The sequence below is a fragment of the Paraburkholderia sp. RL17-368-BIF-A genome (genome assembly GCF_046054045.1).
In the GTDB taxonomy this organism is placed as follows: Bacteria; Pseudomonadota; Gammaproteobacteria; order Burkholderiales; family Burkholderiaceae; genus Paraburkholderia; species Paraburkholderia graminis.
On record NZ_JARESN010000024.1, the window covers coordinates 25319 to 43917 of the forward strand.

General features: G+C 64.0%; 17 protein-coding genes and 1 riboswitch. Of the genes, 11 read left to right on the forward strand and 6 right to left on the reverse strand.

The genetic code is table 11. The features are described from left to right. The first annotated feature begins 14 nt into the window (after positions 1-14). The 10 genes from P0D87_RS28605 to P0D87_RS28650 all read left to right on the forward strand — a co-directional run bounded on the left by P0D87_RS28605 (position 15) and on the right by P0D87_RS28650 (position 11272). Positions 15-842: a glycosyltransferase family 2 protein gene (locus P0D87_RS28605; protein ID WP_053858858.1), complete on the forward strand. Its 828-nt coding sequence runs from the start codon at positions 15-17 to the stop codon at positions 840-842. Between the two features lie 212 nt (positions 843-1054). After that, positions 1055-1194, forward strand: a riboswitch (S-adenosyl-L-homocysteine riboswitch). A 32-nt stretch (positions 1195-1226) separates the two neighbouring features. Beyond that, the gene (gene ahcY / locus P0D87_RS28610; RefSeq protein ID WP_006052548.1) at positions 1227-2648 is read left to right on the forward strand and encodes an adenosylhomocysteinase; all 1422 of its coding nucleotides are present in this window, start codon (positions 1227-1229) and stop codon (positions 2646-2648) included. A gap of 133 nt (positions 2649-2781) precedes the next feature. Beyond that, positions 2782-3135, forward strand: coding sequence for a phage holin family protein (locus tag P0D87_RS28615; protein WP_006052549.1), 354 nt, complete (start codon positions 2782-2784; stop codon positions 3133-3135). Positions 3136-3145: 10 nt separating this feature from the next. Then, entirely contained in the window at positions 3146-3976 is an 831-nt protein-coding gene (metF, locus tag P0D87_RS28620; RefSeq protein WP_053858857.1) for a methylenetetrahydrofolate reductase [NAD(P)H], read from the forward strand. A gap of 307 nt (positions 3977-4283) precedes the next feature. Next, positions 4284-5912 carry an ABC transporter substrate-binding protein gene (locus tag P0D87_RS28625; RefSeq protein ID WP_006052551.1) on the forward strand — a complete coding sequence of 543 codons (1629 nt, stop codon included), beginning with the start codon at positions 4284-4286 and terminating at the stop codon, positions 5910-5912. A 150-nt stretch (positions 5913-6062) separates the two neighbouring features. Further along, entirely contained in the window at positions 6063-7073 is a 1011-nt protein-coding gene (locus tag P0D87_RS28630; protein WP_006052552.1) for an ABC transporter permease subunit, read from the forward strand. Between the two features lie 86 nt (positions 7074-7159). Next, the gene (locus P0D87_RS28635; RefSeq protein ID WP_006052553.1) at positions 7160-8077 is read left to right on the forward strand and encodes an ABC transporter permease subunit; all 918 of its coding nucleotides are present in this window, start codon (positions 7160-7162) and stop codon (positions 8075-8077) included. Beyond that, positions 8078-9085 carry an ABC transporter ATP-binding protein gene (locus tag P0D87_RS28640; protein WP_006052554.1) on the forward strand — a complete coding sequence of 336 codons (1008 nt, stop codon included), beginning with the start codon at positions 8078-8080 and terminating at the stop codon, positions 9083-9085. It begins immediately after the preceding gene. Further along, complete coding sequence (locus P0D87_RS28645) at positions 9082-10101, forward strand: peptide ABC transporter ATP-binding protein (RefSeq protein WP_053858856.1); 1020 nt, start codon at positions 9082-9084, stop codon at positions 10099-10101. The genes P0D87_RS28640 and P0D87_RS28645 overlap by 4 nt, the downstream gene beginning before the upstream one ends. After that, a complete protein-coding gene (locus P0D87_RS28650) occupies positions 10094-11272 on the forward strand; it encodes a TraB/GumN family protein (protein WP_053858855.1) in 1179 nt (392 codons plus the stop codon). The genes P0D87_RS28645 and P0D87_RS28650 overlap by 8 nt, the downstream gene beginning before the upstream one ends. Before the next feature lie 14 nt (positions 11273-11286). Here P0D87_RS28650 and P0D87_RS28655 read toward each other — a convergent pair whose 3' ends face one another. The 6 genes from P0D87_RS28655 to pxpB all read right to left on the reverse strand — a co-directional run bounded on the left by P0D87_RS28655 (position 11287) and on the right by pxpB (position 17786). Continuing rightward, positions 11287-13098 carry a tetratricopeptide repeat protein gene (locus tag P0D87_RS28655; protein WP_053858854.1) on the reverse strand — a complete coding sequence of 604 codons (1812 nt, stop codon included), beginning with the start codon at positions 13096-13098 and terminating at the stop codon, positions 11287-11289. Positions 13099-13313: 215 nt separating this feature from the next. After that, complete coding sequence (locus tag P0D87_RS28660) at positions 13314-14270, reverse strand: DUF979 domain-containing protein (protein WP_053858853.1); 957 nt, start codon at positions 14268-14270, stop codon at positions 13314-13316. Continuing rightward, on the reverse strand, positions 14267-15022 hold the full coding sequence (locus tag P0D87_RS28665) for a DUF969 domain-containing protein (RefSeq protein WP_053858852.1): 756 nt from the start codon (positions 15020-15022) through the stop codon (positions 14267-14269). The genes P0D87_RS28660 and P0D87_RS28665 overlap by 4 nt, the downstream gene beginning before the upstream one ends. 291 nt (positions 15023-15313) lie before the next feature. Beyond that, a complete protein-coding gene (gene pxpA / locus P0D87_RS28670; RefSeq protein ID WP_006052560.1) occupies positions 15314-16066 on the reverse strand; it encodes a 5-oxoprolinase subunit PxpA in 753 nt (250 codons plus the stop codon). Between the two features lie 17 nt (positions 16067-16083). After that, positions 16084-17136, reverse strand: coding sequence for a 5-oxoprolinase subunit C family protein (locus P0D87_RS28675; RefSeq protein ID WP_029970918.1), 1053 nt, complete (start codon positions 17134-17136; stop codon positions 16084-16086). Beyond that, complete coding sequence (gene pxpB / locus P0D87_RS28680; protein WP_029970917.1) at positions 17133-17786, reverse strand: 5-oxoprolinase subunit PxpB; 654 nt, start codon at positions 17784-17786, stop codon at positions 17133-17135. The genes P0D87_RS28675 and pxpB overlap by 4 nt, the downstream gene beginning before the upstream one ends. A 214-nt stretch (positions 17787-18000) precedes the next feature. On the opposite strand from pxpB, the gene P0D87_RS28685 reads away from it, so the two are divergent. Continuing rightward, positions 18001-18513 (forward strand): winged helix DNA-binding protein, encoded by a 513-nt coding sequence (locus P0D87_RS28685; protein WP_006052563.1) that lies wholly within the window; start codon positions 18001-18003, stop codon positions 18511-18513. Positions 18514-18599: the final 86 nt, after the last annotated feature.

The following is an 18599-nucleotide window of genomic DNA, read 5'->3' on the forward strand; positions in this document are numbered from 1 at the left end:
GCCGCCGCTTCCCCATGACGCCCGCTTCTGCTATCTGCATCGTTATTCCCTGCTACAACGGCGCGTCGACGCTCGCTCGCGCGCTCGATAGCTGCCGCATTCAGCCGGAGACCGCGCAGATCATCGTGGTGGACGATGGTTCGACCGATGCGTCCGCGGAGTTGGTCCAGCAATACGCAAACATCGACCCGCGCGTGCAACTGCTGCGCATGCCGGGCAACGGCGGCGCTGCGCGGGCGCGCAACTGGGGCGCGCTGCACGCGTCGCACGATCTGCTCGCCTTTCTCGATGCCGACGACGAATATCTGCCCGGCGCGCTGACTGCGGCAAGCGGGTTTCTCGCGCACTATCCGAAGCAGGTGTCGGTGCGGCTCGACGTCGAGTACGTCGATTTCCCCGCCGACATCACCGGCCACCCCGATTTTGCGCAGCACGCGGCGACGCTCAGCAACACGGTGCCGAGCAGTCTCGTGGTGCGCCGTGCGGTGTACGCGGCGCTCGGCGGCTTTCCGATGGATGACGCGTTTCGCCGTATCGGCGGCGAGGATGGCGCGTTCTCGTGGGCGCTGCGGGAGATGTTCGGCAATCCGCGGCTGCCGGACGTGAAGCGCGTGCGCATGCATTACCACGCGGGCATTCACGCCGAGCGGTACTTCCGCATTGCGTTTGGCTGGTTGACGCCGTCGCCCGCCGACGTGACCGACGCGTTCTCTTTTTCGCTTCGGTTTCTCGAGAGGGCGCAAGCGGGCATCGCGCAGTTGCGGGGCGCGGATCTCGCCGCCGAGGCCACGACGCCGGCGGCGGGCGAGGCCGCTGCCACGGCGGGAGGAAAGCCGTCCTGAAGTTGCGCGGTTAGGTGGGGCGGCGTCTGTCTGTAACTGCGCCGGCAACCAAGCTGTGGCCTGAGCCTTAGCAGCGGCCCGACGGCGCCGCAGTCAAACAAACACGAGCCTGAAGTCACAAGCCGCCGCGGCTTCGCAGCGGTCATCCACGGGCCCACAAGCGCCTCCGCCCCGCGCCCCACACCCATCCCAATTTGCTACAATCGCCGTTCGTCTTCGAGGAGCGTTGCGACGGGTACCGCGAATCAGCATATATTCGCCGGCCGCCCGCCAGGCTCGAAGGCTTCAATCGGAGGGCCCGGATGCGCAATTGCGCTGTCCTATCCACCGCATCGAACCGCGCTCACGTCAAATTTCTAGTCACTATTTAGAAAGGAGGGCGTGATGAACGCCGCAGTTATCGATTCCCAGGCTTCCCAGGATTACATCGTTGCCGACCTGTCGCTCGCCGACTGGGGCCGCAAGGAACTCACCATTGCAGAGACCGAAATGCCCGGCCTCATGCAAACGCGCGACGAGTACAAGGCGCAGCAGCCGCTGAAGGGCGCGCGCATCGCCGGTTCGCTGCACATGACCATCCAGACCGGCGTGCTGATCGAAACGCTGACGGCGCTCGGCGCGGACGTGCGCTGGGCCTCGTGCAATATCTTCTCGACGCAGGATCACGCCGCCGCCGCCATCGCCAAGGCCGGCACGCCGGTGTTCGCGTTCAAGGGCGAGTCGCTCGACGAATACTGGGAGTTCTCGCACCGCATCTTCGAATGGCCGAACGGCGAGTTCGCCAACATGATTCTCGACGACGGCGGCGACGCGACGTTGCTGCTGATCCTCGGCTCGAAGGCGGAGAAAGACCGCTCGGTGATCGCCAAGCCGACCAACGAGGAAGAAGTCGCGCTGTACAAGTCGATCGAACGTCATCTGGACGCCGATCCGACGTGGTACTCCACGCGCCTCGCGCACATCAAGGGCGTGACGGAAGAAACCACGACGGGCGTGCATCGTCTGTATCAGATGGAAAAGGAAGGCCGCCTGCCGTTCCCGGCGATCAACGTCAACGACTCGGTCACCAAGTCGAAGTTCGACAATCTGTATGGCTGCCGTGAGTCGCTGGTCGACGGCATCAAGCGCGCGACCGACGTGATGATCGCGGGCAAGATCGCGGTCGTGGCCGGTTACGGCGACGTGGGCAAGGGCTGTGCGCAATCGCTGCGCGGTCTCGGCGCGACCGTGTGGGTCACGGAAATCGATCCGATCTGCGCGTTGCAAGCGGCGATGGAAGGCTACCGCGTCGTGACGATGGAATACGCAGCCGACAAGGCCGACATCTTCGTGACGGCAACCGGCAACTATCACGTGATCAACCACGATCACATGAAGGCGATGCGCCACAACGCGATTGTCTGCAACATCGGTCACTTCGATTCGGAAATCGACGTCGCGTCGACGCGTCAGTACCAGTGGGACAACATCAAGCCGCAAGTCGACCACATCATTTTCCCGGACGGCAAGCGCGTGATCCTGCTGGCCGAAGGGCGTCTCGTGAACCTGGGCTGCGCGACGGGCCACCCGTCGTTCGTGATGTCCAACTCGTTCACGAACCAGACGCTCGCGCAGATCGAACTGTTCACGCAAGGCGACAAGTACGAGAACCGCGTGTACGTGCTGCCGAAGCATCTGGACGAGAAGGTCGCACGCCTGCATCTGGCGCGCATCGGCGCAACGCTGACCGTGCTGTCCGACGATCAGGCCGGTTACATCGGCGTCGACAAGAACGGTCCGTTCAAGCCGAATCACTACCGCTACTAAGCACGTGCGTTGCGGTGCGCCTTCGCGCTGCAAAACATGACGGTATGACGACGGAGCGGCGCGCATGCGCCGCTTTGTTCACCATGCCCGCTTCCCATCGATTAACGGACATTCTGCCTGCAAGGAGCTTGACATGACCGTGCTGCTGACCTGGCTGATCAATGCGCTGGCGCTCCTGATCATCACCTATCTCGTTCCGTCGATTCATATCCGCAGCTTCGGCACCGCGCTGATCGTCGCGGTCGTGCTCGGACTGATCAACACGGTCCTGCGCCCGGTGCTGATCCTGTTGACGCTGCCCGTCACGATCGTGACGCTGGGGCTCTTCATTCTGGTGGTCAATGCGCTGTGCTTCTGGCTGTGCGCGTCGCTGCTGAAGGGTTTCGAGGTCTCGGGATTCTGGTCTGCGTTCTTCGGCTCGATTCTGTACAGCATCGTTTCATGGCTGCTGTCCGCGCTTATTTTCGGCAACCGCAGTCTCGGTTGACATACTGATCATGAACCCGATCGAACTTTCATTCGAATTCTTCCCGCCGAAGACGCAGGAAGGCGTCGACAAACTGCGCGCCACGCGTGCGCAGCTTGCGACGCTCAAGCCCAAGTTCGTGTCCGTCACGTTCGGCGCCGGCGGCTCGACGCAGCAGGGCACGCTCGATACCGTCGTCGATATGGCGAAGGAAGGGCTCGAGGCGGCACCGCATCTGTCGTGCATCGGCTCGTCCAAAGAGAGCCTGCGCGCGATTCTCAACCAGTACCGCGCGCATGGGATTCGCCATATCGTCGCGCTGCGCGGCGACCTGCCCTCGGGCATGGGCGAAGTCGGCGAGTTGCGTTATGCGTCGGAACTGGTGAGCTTTATCCGCGCCGAGTTCGGCGACTGGTTCTGGATCGAGGTGGCCGGCTATCCGGAATATCATCCGCAGTCGCGCTCGCCGCGTCACGATCTGGAAAACTTCGCCCGCAAGGTGAAGGCCGGCGCAAATTCCGCGATCACGCAGTACTTCTTCAACGCGGACGCGTACTTCCGTTTCGTCGACGACGCACGCAAGCTCGGCGTCGATGTGCCGATCGTGCCGGGCATCATGCCGATCACGAACTTCTCGCAACTGATGCGCTTTTCGGAGATGTGCGGCGCGGAAGTGCCGCGCTGGATCGCGCGCCGGCTGGAGAGTTTCGGCGACGACCGCGAGTCGATCCGCGCATTCGGCCTCGACGTGGTGACGGACCTGTGCAAGCGTTTGGTCGATGCCAAGGTGCCCGGTTTGCATTTTTATACGCTGAACGGGGCGGCGGCGACCAAGGCGATTTGCGAGCGGTTGAAGGGCTGAGCGTCGAACAACCAACGGTTATCGCTTCCGTTGGTCCTCCGCAGACCGCCGCGCGAATGACGCGCGGCGCGTCTCGCGGACATTTTTCTTCCCGTGTTTTTCCGAGCCCTGCGGCAGAACACTCAAACGATTCCCCCAAAACCGCCCCAATCACCTACTCTGAAAGTCATTCGAAAGAGCGCTGCAAATATCCGCCGGGGCGCGCCAGCGGCGGCATCGCCGATAATTTCCTCTGCTTGTGACACCGGGGAAAGCTCAGTAATATCGCGCTACGCTGGCGTCAGCCAGCCCCGAACCTGGAGGAAACATGAAGCAAAACAATCTGTTGCGCGCCGCGCGTGTTACGACGCTCGTCGCAGCTGCAGCGGCATCGCTGGTGGGCGCAAACAGCGCGCGCGCCGAGATTCCGAACAAGACACTCGTCTACTGCTCAGAAGGCAGCCCCGCGGGTTTCGATCCGGCCCAGTACACCACGGGCACCGATTTCACGGCCAATACGTTCACCGTCTATAACCGCCTCGTCGAATTCGAGCGCGGCGGCACGAAGGTCGAGCCGGGCCTCGCCGAAAAGTGGGATGTCTCCGCGGACGGCAAGACGTACACGTTCCATCTGCGTCACGGCGTGAAGTTCCAGACCACGTCGTTCTTCAAGCCGACGCGCGAATTCAACGCGGACGACGTCCTGTTCACGTTCGAGCGCATGCTCGACACCAATCAGCCGTTCCGCAAGGCCTACTCCGTGCAGTTTCCGTACTTCACGGACATGGGCCTCGACAAGCTGATCACGAAGGTCGAGAAGGTCGATCCGTACACGGTCAAGTTCACGCTGAAGGAAGTCAACGCGCCGTTCATCCAGAACATGGCGATGGAATACGCGTCGATTCTCTCGGCCGAATATGGCGACCAGCTGCTGAAGGCCGGCAAGGCGGCGGACATCAACCAGTTCCCGGTCGGCACCGGTCCGTTCATCTTCCGCAGCTATACGAAAGACGCGACGATCCGCTTCGACGGCAATCCGGATTACTGGAAGCCGAACGCAGTCAAGATCTCGAAGCTGATCTTCTCGATCACGCCGGACGCCGGTGTGCGCGTGCAGAAGCTCAAGCGCGACGAATGCCAGGTGATGAGCTATCCGCGTCCCGCCGACATCGCGCCGCTGAAGGCTGAATCCAGCCTTGCGATGCCGTCGCAGCCGGGCTTCAACCTCGGCTATCTCGCGTACAACGTGACGCACAAGCCGGTCGACAAGGTCGAAGTGCGTCAGGCGCTCGACATGGCGATCAACAAGAAGGCGATCATCGACTCGGTGTATCAAGGCGCAGGCCAGGCCGCCACGAATCCGATGCCGCCGACGCAATGGTCCTATGACAAGAACCTGAAGGGCGCATCGTACGATGCGGACAAGGCCAAGGCGCTGCTCGCGAAGGCCGGTTATCCGAACGGCTTCGACATCACGTTGTGGGCCATGCCCGTGCAACGCGCGTACAACCCGAACGCCCGCCTGATGGCGGAAATGATCCAGGCCGACTGGGCCAAGATCGGCGTGAAGGCGAAGATCGTCACCTACGAATGGGGCGAGTACATCAAGCGCGCGCACGCTGGTGAAGACGACACGATGCTGATCGGCTGGACGGGCGACAATGGCGATCCGGACAACTGGCTCGGCACGCTGCTCGGCTGCGACGCGGTGAACGGCAACAACTTCTCGAAGTGGTGCCACAAGCCTTTCGAAGAGTTGATCCAGAAGGGCCGCGCAACGTCCGATCAGGGCGCGCGCACGGCGGCCTACACGAAGGCGCAGGAAATCTTCGCGCAACAACTGCCGTTCTCGCCGATCGCTCACTCGACGGTCTATCAGCCTGTCAGCAAGAAGGTGAACGACATGCGCATCGAGCCGCTCGGCTATGCGCGCTTCGACGGCGTGAGCGTCAAGTAAGGCGCCCGCCAACCTGTCGGGCAAGTCGTAAAATTCGCGCAGTACGCTTTTCGCACGGTTAGAAAACTGGTCGAAATGGTCCGGCGACCGGGGTCACGAGCCCTCGTCGCCGGTTGCGTTTTTTCTTCATCAAGACCATAGGGACGAACCATGTTCCGCTTTGTTTTGCGCCGCATAGGCATGGTGATACCGACGTTCATCGGCATCACGATCCTTGCATTCGCGCTGATTCACCTGATACCGGGCGATCCCATCGAAGTGATGATGGGCGAGCGCGGCGTCGATCCGGCCATGCACGCCGCAGCGATGCACCGGCTGGGACTCGACGAACCTCTGCCGATGCAGTACGTCCACTACATCGGCCGCGCGCTTCACGGCGACCTCGGCACCTCCATCATCACGAACACCAGCGTCATGGGCGAATTCCTCGCCCGTTTCCCCGCCACCGTCGAACTGTCGATTTGCGCGATGCTGTTCGCGCTGATAGTCGGCTTGCCCGCGGGCGTGTTTGCTGCGCTCCGGCGCGGCACGGCGGTCGATCACGGCGTGATGGGCACGGCGCTCACCGGCTATTCGATGCCGATCTTCTGGTGGGGCTTGATCCTCATCATGGTGTTCTCGGTGAAGCTCGGCTGGACGCCGGTGTCGGGCCGCATCGCCGTCGAATACGACATTCCGCACGTGACCGGCTTCATGCTGATCGACGCGATGATGTCCACCGACGAAGGCGCGTTCAAATCCGCGTTGAGCCATCTGATTTTGCCGGCCATCGTGCTCGGCACGATTCCGCTCGCGGTCGTCGCACGCATGACGCGTTCGTCGATGCTTGAAGTGCTGCGCGAGGACTATATCCGCACGGCGCGCGCGAAGGGGTTGTCGCCTGGGCGCGTGATCGTCGTTCATGCATTGCGCAATGCGTTGATCCCGGTGGTGACCGTGATCGGTCTGCAGGTCGGTACGCTGCTTGCGGGCGCGGTGCTGACGGAGACGCTGTTCTCGTGGCCGGGCATCGGCAAGTGGCTGATCGACGCGATTGGCCGCCGCGATTATCCGGTCGTGCAGGGCGGTATCCTGATGATCGCCACACTGGTTATCTTTGTGAACCTCGTCGTCGATCTGTTGTACGGCGTGTTGAATCCGCGCATTCGCCATACGAGGTAAGACATGAACCCCCACGCTCACATTCGTTCGCTGCCCCCCGAGGGGGCGCATGCCTCCCTTGAGGCGGCTCCGCGGGAGGCATGACGATGGCAGACATCCAAAACACAGTTCCCACAGCAGTAACTCCGCCCAGCGGCCGCGCTATCGCCGCCCGCGAATTCTGGGCGAATTTCTCGCGTAATCGCGGCGCGGTTGGCGCCGGCATCATCGTGTTGCTGCTGATCGTCGTGGCGATTTTCGCGCCGCTTCTCGCGCCGCATAGCCCGATCGAACAGTATCGCGACTTCGTGAAAATTCCGCCCGCGTGGCTCGAAGGCGGCAACTGGCGCTTCGTTCTCGGCACCGACGAAGCCGGCCGCGACATCCTCTCGCGTCTCATGTACGGCGCGCGGCTGTCGTTCTGGATCGGCTTCGTGTCGGTCGTGCTTGCATTGATTCCGGGCATCGTGCTCGGCCTCATCGCGGCGTTCTTCGACAAGTGGGCCGACACGCCGATCATGCGCATCATGGACGTGCTGCTCGCGCTGCCGTCGCTGCTGCTCGCGGTGGCGGTCGTCGCGATCATCGGTCCGGGTCTCGTCAATACGATGCTCGCAATTGCGATCGTCGCGTTGCCGGGCTATGTGCGTTTGACGCGCGCGTCTGCGCAAGGCGAGTTGCAGAAGGAATACGTGACGGCTTCGCGTGTGGCGGGCGCCGGCACCTTGCGCCTGATGTTTTCGCAAGTGCTGCCGAACTGCACCGCACCGCTGATCGTGCAGGCCACGCTCGGTTTTTCGTCGGCGATTCTCGATGCGGCCGCGCTCGGTTTTCTCGGGCTCGGCGTGCAACCGCCATCGGCGGAGTGGGGCGCGATGCTGGCCTCGGCGCGCGATTACATCGACAGTGCATGGTGGATCGTCACGATGCCTGGTTTGTCCATCCTGATCTCGGTGCTCGCGATCAATCTGCTCGGCGACGGGCTGCGCGACGCACTCGATCCGAAACTAAAACGGATGGCATAAATGAGCAATAACCTACTGACCATCCGCAATCTGGCGGTGAACTTCAACGGCTTGCCCGCTGTCGACCGTATCAATCTCGACGTCGCGCCGGGCGAAGTGCTGGGGGTCGTCGGCGAATCGGGCTCGGGCAAAAGCGTCACGATGATGGCGCTGATGGGCCTGATCGACGCGCCGGGCAAAGTCACCGCGGATGAAATCACGTTCAACGGACGCGATCTGCTGAAGGCATCGGCGAAGGAACGCCGCAAGATCATCGGCAAGGACATCGCGATGGTGTTCCAGGACGCGCTCACGAGTCTGAACCCGAGCTACACGGTCGGCTACCAGATCAAGGAAGTGCTGAAGCTGCACGAAGGCCTGCGCGGCAGCGCGCTCGACAAACGCGCGCTCGAACTGCTCGATCAGGTCGGCATTCCGGACGCGAAGAATCGCATCACGTCGTTTCCGCATCAGATGTCGGGCGGCATGAACCAGCGCGTGATGATCGCGATGGCGATTGCCTGCAACCCGAAGCTGCTGATCGCCGACGAGCCGACCACCGCGCTCGACGTCACGATCCAGGCGCAGATCATGGAACTGCTGATGCGCCTGCAGAAGGAGCGCGGCATGGCGCTCGTGCTGATCTCGCACGATCTCGCGGTGGTGTCCGAGGTCGCGCAGCGCGTCGCGGTCATGTACGCTGGCGAAGTGATCGAAACCAACAAGGTGCCGGACATTTTCGCCGCGCCTCATCATCCGTATACGGAAGCATTGCTGGCCGCGATTCCCGAGCACAACGTGGGCGCAGTGCGGCTCGCTGCTTTGCCGGGCATGGTGCCGGGCCGCGACGATCGTCCGAAAGGATGTCTCTTCGCGCCGCGCTGCAAGTACATGGTGGACGACTGCAACAAGGCGCGACCACCGCTGGAGGCCATGCAAGGTCACGCGGCAGTGGCGCGCGTGCGCTGCATCAAGCCGCTGAATCTGGTCGGCGACGCGAACGTTCACACACATGGAGGCGCACGATGAATGCAGTACCCGAAACGCGGCGCCAGTCGGACCATGCGGGCGATCACGTGCTCGTCGCCGACAAGCTCGCGCGTTACTACACGGTCAAGCGCGGCATGTTCGCGACGGGCACGGTGAAGGCGCTCAACGGCGTGTCGTTTGCGCTCGAGCGCGGCAAGACGCTCGCCGTGGTCGGCGAATCCGGCTGCGGCAAGTCGACGCTTGCGCGCCAGCTCACCATGATCGAATCGCCTAGCGCGGGCCGCTTGCTGATCGACGGCGAAGATGTGGCCGGCGCCGATCACGCGAAAATCGCCGCGCTGCGGCGGCGCGTGCAGATGGTGTTCCAGAATCCGTTTGCGTCGCTGAATCCGCGCAAGACCGTCGAGCAGACGCTCGGTGAACCGCTCGCCATCAACACGCAACTGAGCGCGACGGAACGCGCCGAACGCATCGCGCAAATGATGCGCACCGTCGGCCTGCGCCCCGAACACGCGAAGCGTTATCCGCATATGTTCTCGGGCGGTCAGCGTCAGCGTGTGGCGATTGCGCGCGCGATGATTCTCGATCCGCAAATCGTGGTCGCCGATGAACCGGTGTCGGCTCTTGACGTGTCGATCCAGGCTCAGATTCTGAATCTGTTCATGGATCTGCAGCAGCAGTTCAAGACCAGCTACGTGTTCATCTCGCACAATCTGTCAGTGGTCGAGCATATCGCCGACGATGTGATGGTGATGTACTTCGGCGGCATCGCGGAACTCGGCGACAAGAAGCGCATTTTCTCGAAGCCGCGGCATCCGTACACGCGGGCGTTGATGTCGGCCACGCCGTCGATCTTCGAGGCGGATCGCACGATCAAGATCAAGCTGCAAGGCGAAATGCCTTCGCCGCTGAATCCGCCGTCGGGTTGCACGTTCCATCTGCGCTGCCCGTATGTGATCGACCGCTGCCGCAGCGAGGAGCCGAAGCTGCGTGAAGTGGATGGCCGTCTGGTGTCGTGTCACCGCGCCGAGGAGGTGGGGGACGTGGATGCCTGATGCGCTGGCGGCGCGTCGTCTTGCGCGCCGCTCGCGTGATGGCGGCCGCCGCGCTGCCTTCACGCGACGCTTGCGGGCGCGTGCACTGACCGGTGCCGCGCTCGTCGGCGTTTTCTGTTTCGGCGTCGGCCTGCCCCGCATGGCGTATGCCGCGGGCGCCGCGGCCAATACCCCAACGGTTTCCGCCGACGCCAACGCCAAGGCTGCGCGCCCCACGGTGCCGCTGCCGCATTCGCCGGCTCCGCATTCGCCGGCGCCGCCACGCGCCGCGCTGCCGGGCTTCAATCCGCCGCCGGCGACGCCGGGCACGAGCACGAGCGGTCCGGTACGTTTGCAACCGGCGCGCATGCCGTTCTACGTCGCGACGCGCGGCACGACCACGGTCTACGTGCTCGGCACGCTGCATGTCGGCGATCCCGCCGATTACCCCGCGGCTCAGCCGTTTCGTCCGCCGATCATGGGCGCACTGGCGGCCTCGCCGACGCTCGCGCTCGAACTCTCGCCCGACGAGTTGCTGGTTTCGCAAGACGACGTGTCGAAATACGGCGTATGCCGCCGCGACTGTCTGCCGGGTCTCTTGCCCGAGCCGCTGTGGCGCAAGCTCGCGTTTCGTCTGCGCGGCAATCCCGCGGCGCTCGATGAGATCAAGAAGATGCGGCCGTGGCTCGCGTCGCTCCTGGTGGAAACCTACGACTCGCTCAGCGCCGGTTTGCAGACCGAATACGGCACCGAGGCGCAACTGCAAAATGTTTATCTGCGCACACGCGGCAAGATTGTTGGGCTTGAAACCTTGCCGCAGCAGATGCGCGCGTTCACCGGACTCTCGCTCGCGCAACAACGCGAAATGCTCGCGCAGGATCTGGTGCAAACACCCGCGCAAAACGTCGAGGACGTGCGCACGTTGCACCGCCTGTGGCGCGTTGGCGATGCCGATGCAATCGCCGCGTGGGAGGCCGCGAAAACGGAAAAGCTCGCGCGCGACAAGCGCGTGTCGAATTCGATCGACGAAAGAATCGTCTACGCGCGCAACCGGCGCTTCGTCTCGCGGATGCTGCTGATCGCCGCGCCCAACAAGCCTGTATTCGTGGCGATCGGCGCGTTGCATCTTGGCGGACGCAAAGGCGTGCTGCAATTGCTGCGGCAGCATGGCTTCGCGGTCGAGGCAGGATAAGAACAGCGGCGCCGTTATCTACCCGTCTTTAATGCGCTGGCCACTTCTCTCACCACTCCCGCCCAATCGCCCAACACCTGCTGCCTGAAGAGCCGCATGCGCGGATACCACGGCGAGTCGCTGCGCGCTTCGAGCCAGCGCCAATCCGAATTGGCCGGCAGCAGCAGCCACACCGGCTTGCCGAGCGCGCCGGCCAGATGCGCGACGCCAGTATCGACGGCGATCACCAGATCCAGGTTCATGATGAGCGCTGCCGTGTCCTCGAAGTCATTCAGTTCGCCGCTGAAATCGTGCGCGCGGAATGCCTCGGGTGCGTCGGCCAGTTGTGCGTGCGCCGGACCTTTTTGCAGCGGATACCAGCTCACCTTCGCGACGTCGGCCAGCGTATGCAAGTCGGCAAGCGCCATCGAGCGGTAGCGGTCGTTGCCGAACACGGGACTGCCCGCCCACACGAGGCCGACCTTGCGCTTCGTCTTGCCGCTTGTCTGCAGTTTCTTGCGCCAGGCTTCGACCTTCGCGTTGTCGGCGAATAGATACGGTATTTGCGCCGGGATGCTGGAAAGCTCGGTGCCGACGCACGACGGCACGCTCATCATCGGCACCCAGAAGTCGTATTCGGCATCCGGTTTGCCGGCGAACGCGCGATGCACGCCCGGCACGCGTTGAACGAGCCGCAGCAACGGCTCGCGCACGCACACGTCCACGGTCGCGCCGCGTTCGTGCAGCACGCGCGCGTAGCGCAGGAACTGGAAGTGATCGCCAAAACCCTGTTCGCCGACGATCAGCAAACGCCGTCCCTCCAGTGGTTCGCCGCCCCATTCGGCCACGCCCGGCACCGCCAGCGCGTCGTAATCGCTCGTGCGCCAGCGCAGCGCGAACTCGGCCCAGCCTTGTTTGTAGTCGCCGCGCTTGAGCAGCAGCCACGCCAGGTTCTGATGCGCGTCGGCGTAGTCCGGTTCGCGCGCGAGCGCGTCGCGATAGAACGTCTCTTCTTCGTCGAGCCGTCCTTGTGCGCCGAGCGAGCCGCCCAGGCACACGAGATTGGTCGGATTCGGGTTCAGCGCAACCGCGCGCCGATAGTGCGACTCCGCGCCCGCATAGTCGCCGCGCTTGCCGATCGCGCTGCCCAGATTGATGTGCGCTTCGGCGTAATCCGGCCGCAGCGCGAGCGCGCGTTCGAAACTGGCAACCGCCGCCTCGTGCTCGCCGAGCGCGTTATACGCATTGCCCGCGTTGAAGTGCGCTTCCGCCGAGTTCGCATCGAACTGCAAGGCGTCGCGATAACACGCGAGTGCTTCCGTGAAATTGCCGAGCTTGCCGAGCGCCGTGCCGAGGTTCAGATGCGCGTCGACAAACGCAGGGTTCGATGCGATTGCCAGCCGGTATTGCTCGACCGCTTCGCTCAACGCGCCTTGCGCCTGCAACGCGACGCCGAAGTTATTGCGCGCGTCGGCGAAATCGGGCTGGAGTTGCAGCGCCTGGTCGTAGCAGATGGTGGCTTCGTCAAGATAGCCGAGCGCGGCGGCGGCAAGACCGCGGTTGCTCCAGCAGGCGGCGTCATGACGATCGTGCTTGAGCGCGTGGCTCATCAGCGTGGCGGCGTCTGCGTGCTGTCCGCGCTGATAGTGCAGTACGCCGAAGTAATGCAAGGCGCGGGCATTCGCCGGATCGATTGCGAGGACTTCGCGGTAGATCGAATCGGCCGTGTCGAGCCGGCCGGCCTGATGCGCGTCGAGCGCGGCATTCACGAGCGAGTCGACGCCCGACGCCGGTGAAGACGATGGCGACGCGGTGCGCCCGCCGGGGCGCTTGGATTGAGGTTCCATGAACACCTGCGGGAAAAGCCACGGCGGCGCGCGCTCTACGCGCCCGCGCGTGTGGATAGGAGATCGTCCAGCATCTTAGGGGCGCGCTGATGGCGCCGACGTTCGGACGCATCCCATTTCCGTTGCAGGCTTTTCCTCTTTTGAGGTGCTTCGCCGATGTGCCACCGAAACCTCGCGTGGCACATCGGAACCGGCTGCATTCCTGCTGCAATCTTCTATATGAACATCAGGAAATTGAGCAGGAAGATGTTCACGACCAGCAGGGTCAGCGCAGTCGGAATCTGCACTTTGATCACCGCGTTCTTGTCCGGCAGTTCGAGCAGCGCGGCCGGCACCATGTTGAAGTTCGCGGCCATCGGCGTCATCAGCGTGCCGCAGTAGCCCGAGAACATGCCGATCGCCACCATCACGGCCGGATTGCCGTGGAACACGCCGACCAGAATCGGCACGCCTACGCCGCCCGTCATCACCGGGAACGCGGCGAAGCCGTTGCCCATGACCATCGTGAAGAGTGCCATGCCGATGCAGTACACGGCCACCGCGATGAAGCGGTAATCGAGGCTGATGTACGCAGTCGTCACGTGAGCGACGGCCTTGCCGACACCCGCATCGGAGAACACGAGGCCGAGCATGCCGAGCATTTGCGGCAGCACCGCGGCCCACGAGAGCGCGTCGACGAGGCGGCGCGCTTCCTTCATCGACTGGCCGACCGTGTCGCGCGTCAGCACGCAGGCAATCGCGAGCGCGATCACGCAGCCGATGCCGAAGCCGATCAACGTGACGTTGGCCTTTTCGATCAGCGGCAGCCCGCCGAACACGAGGTGGCTCGCCGACAACGTGACGATTACGGTGATCACCGGAATCGTCAGCGCGGGCACGAACAGCTTGTTGCGAAGACGCGCGGCGCTCGCCTTGCGCGCTTCGAGCGACAGCACGCGCGCTTTGCCGGCGGTGACGCCGCCAAAGCCGGCAATCAGCGCCATCGCGATCACCGCGACGCCGACCACGGCGGGCGGCAGCTTGTCGCCGATCAGAAAGATCAGCGCGTAGAGAATCCAGAAACCGCCGGCCGTGAGGCGGCGCGGGTGTTCCTTGTCGGTAACGATCATGCCGCCGATGATCAGCAGCACCACGCCCAGCAGCCAGAACAGATAGGTAATCGTGAGCGTCATGCTTTATCTCCTGCAGCCGGTTGAGCACGTTGAGCCGGCGCTGCGGCATTGCCCGCATTCGCATTGCCGCGCAATTCGCGGTCGAGTTTGCGGTCGAGCAGATACAGGCGGAAGCCGTGAATGAGGAACGCGCAGATCGCGGTCGGAATGCCCCACACCGCAACATGAATCGGCTCGACGATGATGCCGGCTTCTTTGAGGAACGTGGTCATCAGCACGATCGCGCCGAACGCGACGAAAATGTCCTCGCCGAAGAACAGGCCCACGTTGTCCGTTGCCGCCGAGAACGCGCGCAGCTTGAAGCGCACCGCGTCGCTGATCTTGCCGAAGCGCGTTTCGGTCGCGCCTTCGGCCATCGGCGCGATGAGCGGACGCACCATCTGCGGATGTCCGCCGAGACCCGTCAGGCCGACCGCCGCGGTGAGCTCGCGCACGAGCAGATAGACGATCAGAAGACGCCCGGCCGTGGCGGCCTTGATGCCGCTGATCCACGTCTGCGCGCGCTCGCGCAGGCCGTGCCGTTCGAGCAGCCCGATCACCGCGAGCGGCAGCAGAATGATCAACGGAATGTTGCGCGTCTTGATGAATCCCGTGCCGATTTCGGCGAGGATTTTCTCAGGCGGGAAGTGCGCGGCCAGGCCGGTGATGATCGCGGCGACCGCCACGATCAACATCGGATTGAACCGCAATAAAAAGCCAACGATGATGACGGCCACGCCGATCAGCGGCCATAAACTGACTGTTGTCTGCATCTGGATCTCCAAACAGGTTTTCGACCTTGCCGCTTGTGGCGGCTAACATGAGCCGGCGCGGGCGATCCCCGCGCCGTGTTTTGCGCGGCTCTTGGCGGCCGCGTTGCTGCGTACTGCGACTTCAACTGCAACTGCGCTTGCAACTTCATTTGCAACTTCATCTGCTGCGAGAATCCGCCGCCGATACGGGCAACGATTCATCCAATCGTCCCGTATCTGGCGAACGCCCCGCTTAAAGCGGGGCGTCGGAGAAAGTATTCAATGCATCATAAAAAAGCGTTCGCGCCGGCTTCAGACGCTTGCCGCGCCGGCCGCGTGCACTTCGATGCCGGCCTGCTCGAGCGCAGTGCGAATGCGCCGCGCAAACGCGAGCGCATGCGGACCGTCGCCGTGCAGGCAAATGGTTTGCGCGTTGAGCGGCACCCATTGGCCGTCGACGGCGCGCACCCGCTGTTCGCGGACCATCGCGAGCGTGCGTTCGAGCACTTCGTCTTCGTCGTCGAGCAGCGCGCCCGGCTCCTTGCGCGGCACCAGCGAGCCGTCGGCGCGATAGCCGCGATCGGCGAAGACTTCTTCGATGGCGGTCAGCCCCGCGTTGCGCGCGGCCGTCACGAGCCCGCTGTTGGCGAGCGCGAACACCGCGACCGACGGATCGAAGTCATGCACTGCCGAGACGATCGCGTCCGCGATCTTCGGATCGCGCGCGGCCTGGTTATACAGCGCGCCGTGCGGCTTGACGTGCGCGATGCGCCCGCCCTCGGCCTGCGCGATCGCCGACAGCGCGCCGAGCTGATACAGCACGCCCGCATAGATCTCGCTCGCCGGCAAGTCCATCTCCTTGCGGCCGAAATTTTCCGGATCGTTAAAGCTCGGATGCGCGCCGATCGACACGCCTTTTTGCACCGCCCAGCGCACGCAGTCGCGCATCGCGTTCGCGCCGCCCGCGTGCCAGCCGCATGCGATATTCGCGGAGCTGACGAGGTCGAGCAGCGCCTCGTCGGAGCCGCAGCCTTCGCCGAGATCGGCGTTCAGATCGATTTCCATGGTGTTCCCCTGCCTGGTTACAGCGCCGCGACGGCCATCTGCCGCGCACAGCGTTCTTCATGCATTGCGATAGCGGCGTCGATCTGCCGCAAATACGTGCGCTCGTCGAGCAGAGCCTGGCGCGCCTCGTCGGGTGTGGTCGGAATGAAGCGCACCGCCGCGTTCAGGCGCACCTGCGCGAGCTTCCACAAGTCGGCCTGGATCACCGCGCCGATCTTCGGATAGCCGCCGGTCGTCTGCGCATCGCTCATCAGCACGATCGGCTGGCCGTTCGGCGGCACCTGGATCGTGCCGGGCAGCACCGCGTGCGACAGCAGATCGGCCTTCTGCTTACGCTTCAGCTCGCTGCCGGCGAGCCGGTAGCCCATGCGGTTGCTGTTCGGCGTGACGAGCCACTCGTCGGACCAGAACGACTCGTGCGCTTCGTCGGCGAAGCTGTCGTATTCCGGGCCGCGCAGCACGCGAATCGGCACGGCCCACGGCACGCCCGTCGGATGACGGCCGCGCCGCAGCGGTTCGTCGACGAGCACGAACTTGCACCACGCGGGCGCCTTCACGCCGAATTCCGGCGCTTCCGGCGAGAAGCCGACCTGGCCGCGCTGCGGCGGGGCGCCGAGCGGCACGCGGTCGCCGTCGCGCAGCGCCCGGCCGCCGAGGCCGCCGAAGCGGCCCGTGAGGTCCGTGCTGCGCGAACCGAGCATCGGCAAGACGTCGATGCCGCCCGCGATGCACACGTAGCCGCGCATGCCGCGCTTCGCCGCGTTCAGCACGAGTTCCTGCCCGGCTTTGACCGGCAGACTCCACCACGAGTAGACCGGCTTGCCGTCGAGCGTCGCGCCGAATTCCGTCCCGGTGATGGCGACGCGCGTCGCGCGAAGAAAACGCAGCACGGTCGGGCCGAAGGTGATTTCGAGGCCGGCCGCGTCGGGCCGGTTGCCGACCAGCCGGTTGCCGACTTCCAGCGACAAGCGGTCGAGCGCCCCGCCCATCGCGACGCCGAGATGCCGGTAGCCGTGACGGCCGAGGTCCTGAATGGTGGTCAAAAGACCTGCGCGGATCACGTCGATCATGCGTGTATCCCCGCGATGGTGAAGCGCACCCGGTCGCCCGGCTGCAACAGCGTGGGCGGGCGGCGTGCGGGATCGAAGAGCGGCAGTTCGGTGCGGCCGATCAACTGCCAGCCGCCAGGCGACGTCGCCGGATAAATGCCCGTCTGCTCTCCGCCGATGCCGACCGAACCCGCCGGCACCTCGAGCCGCGGCGACGCGCGGCGCGGCGTATGCAGCACCGCTTCGAGCCCGCCCATGTACGCGAAGCCCGGCTGGAAGCCGAGGAAAAACACCACGTATTGACCGCCCGAATGCCGCTCGATCACTTCCCGCGTGCTCAGGCCGGTGTGGTTCGCCACGGCGGCCAGGTCGGGGCCGAACTCGCCGCCGTACTGAACCGGAACGTCGACGTCGCGGCCCGCAGCCGGCGCCTGACCGGCTGCGTCCCAAGCTTGCTGCAAGCGCTCCGCGAGCGCCTCGCGATCGGCTTCCAGCGGATCGAACACCAACGTCAGGTTGTTCATGCCCGGCACGACTTCCAGCACATGCGGCCAGTCGCGCGCGAGTTCGGCCGCCGCCCACACGCGACGCTGGCAGTCGAGCGTCGCGGGCGGGGGCGCCTCGCAGACCAGCGCGGCGTCGCCGAGCGGAAAGATTTTCGGTTGGCTCATGGCTTGAAGACCCGGAGAAGTCGAAGAGTTCTGCATTGCGCACCGTCGGGAAAAACGCGGCAGGACCGTTGCGCGATGTCTGGAGCGTACATTGTCAATAAAATATCAACAATTTATCAATAAGAGTTTTCGCCAGGCTCGCCGCCGCGCGCTCGTCGTCGTACACTCCCGACAACTCTTGACCCTTCTTCACACCGATTCCCGAGAAACACACATGTCGCGGCATCCCACCAAGATCGTCTCGTCGGAACATCTCGTGTCCGACACGAGCGCGGAGCTGTCCGAGCTCGAGTACGCGCTCATCATGGCCGGCAACGCATTCAACCGATGGATGGTGCGCTGCATGTCGGCGGCCGGGGAAAAGGACATGACGGCCATCGAGGTCTCGCTGCTGCATCACGTGAGTCATCGCGAGCGACGCAAGAAGCTGGCCGACATCTGCTTCGTGCTGAACATCGAGGACACGCACGTTGCGACCTACGCGCTGAAGAAGCTCGTAGCTAGAGGGTATGTAAAAAGCGAAAAGACCGGCAAGGAAGTGTTTTTTTCCGCGACCGACGCGGGCCGCGCGCTCTGCCTGAAGTACCGCGAAGTGCGCGAGAGCTGCCTGATTTCGACGCTGAAGGAAAGCGGCCTCACCAACGAACAGATCGGCGAAGCGGCGCAGTTGATGCGCAATGCGTCCGGCATGTACGACACGGCCGCGCGCGCGGCGGCGTCGTTATAAAGACGAGGCGGCGGCGCGTCGTCGTTGAAGGTAAGCGAAGCTCGAACGGGTGCGTGCTGTTGTCTGCGCCTCGGGCCATTTCTCGC

Excerpts from the sequence above, each read along its gene's own strand:
- P0D87_RS28605 (WP_053858858.1), top strand. The coding sequence starts at position 15 with ATGACGCCCGCTTCTGCTATCTGCATCGTTATTCCCTGCTACAACGGC.
- ahcY (WP_006052548.1), top strand. The coding sequence starts at position 1,227 with ATGAACGCCGCAGTTATCGATTCCCAGGCTTCCCAGGATTACATCGTT.
- P0D87_RS28615 (WP_006052549.1), top strand. The coding sequence starts at position 2,782 with ATGACCGTGCTGCTGACCTGGCTGATCAATGCGCTGGCGCTCCTGATC.
- metF (WP_053858857.1), top strand. The coding sequence starts at position 3,146 with ATGAACCCGATCGAACTTTCATTCGAATTCTTCCCGCCGAAGACGCAG.
- P0D87_RS28625 (WP_006052551.1), top strand. The coding sequence starts at position 4,284 with ATGAAGCAAAACAATCTGTTGCGCGCCGCGCGTGTTACGACGCTCGTC.
- P0D87_RS28630 (WP_006052552.1), top strand. The coding sequence starts at position 6,063 with ATGTTCCGCTTTGTTTTGCGCCGCATAGGCATGGTGATACCGACGTTC.
- P0D87_RS28635 (WP_006052553.1), top strand. The coding sequence starts at position 7,160 with ATGGCAGACATCCAAAACACAGTTCCCACAGCAGTAACTCCGCCCAGC.
- P0D87_RS28640 (WP_006052554.1), top strand. The coding sequence starts at position 8,078 with ATGAGCAATAACCTACTGACCATCCGCAATCTGGCGGTGAACTTCAAC.
- P0D87_RS28645 (WP_053858856.1), top strand. The coding sequence starts at position 9,082 with ATGAATGCAGTACCCGAAACGCGGCGCCAGTCGGACCATGCGGGCGAT.
- P0D87_RS28650 (WP_053858855.1), top strand. The coding sequence starts at position 10,094 with ATGCCTGATGCGCTGGCGGCGCGTCGTCTTGCGCGCCGCTCGCGTGAT.
- P0D87_RS28655 (WP_053858854.1), bottom strand. The coding sequence starts at position 13,098 with ATGGAACCTCAATCCAAGCGCCCCGGCGGGCGCACCGCGTCGCCATCG.
- P0D87_RS28660 (WP_053858853.1), bottom strand. The coding sequence starts at position 14,270 with ATGACGCTCACGATTACCTATCTGTTCTGGCTGCTGGGCGTGGTGCTG.
- P0D87_RS28665 (WP_053858852.1), bottom strand. The coding sequence starts at position 15,022 with ATGCAGACAACAGTCAGTTTATGGCCGCTGATCGGCGTGGCCGTCATC.
- pxpA (WP_006052560.1), bottom strand. The coding sequence starts at position 16,066 with ATGGAAATCGATCTGAACGCCGATCTCGGCGAAGGCTGCGGCTCCGAC.
- P0D87_RS28675 (WP_029970918.1), bottom strand. The coding sequence starts at position 17,136 with ATGATCGACGTGATCCGCGCAGGTCTTTTGACCACCATTCAGGACCTC.
- pxpB (WP_029970917.1), bottom strand. The coding sequence starts at position 17,786 with ATGAGCCAACCGAAAATCTTTCCGCTCGGCGACGCCGCGCTGGTCTGC.
- P0D87_RS28685 (WP_006052563.1), top strand. The coding sequence starts at position 18,001 with ATGTCGCGGCATCCCACCAAGATCGTCTCGTCGGAACATCTCGTGTCC.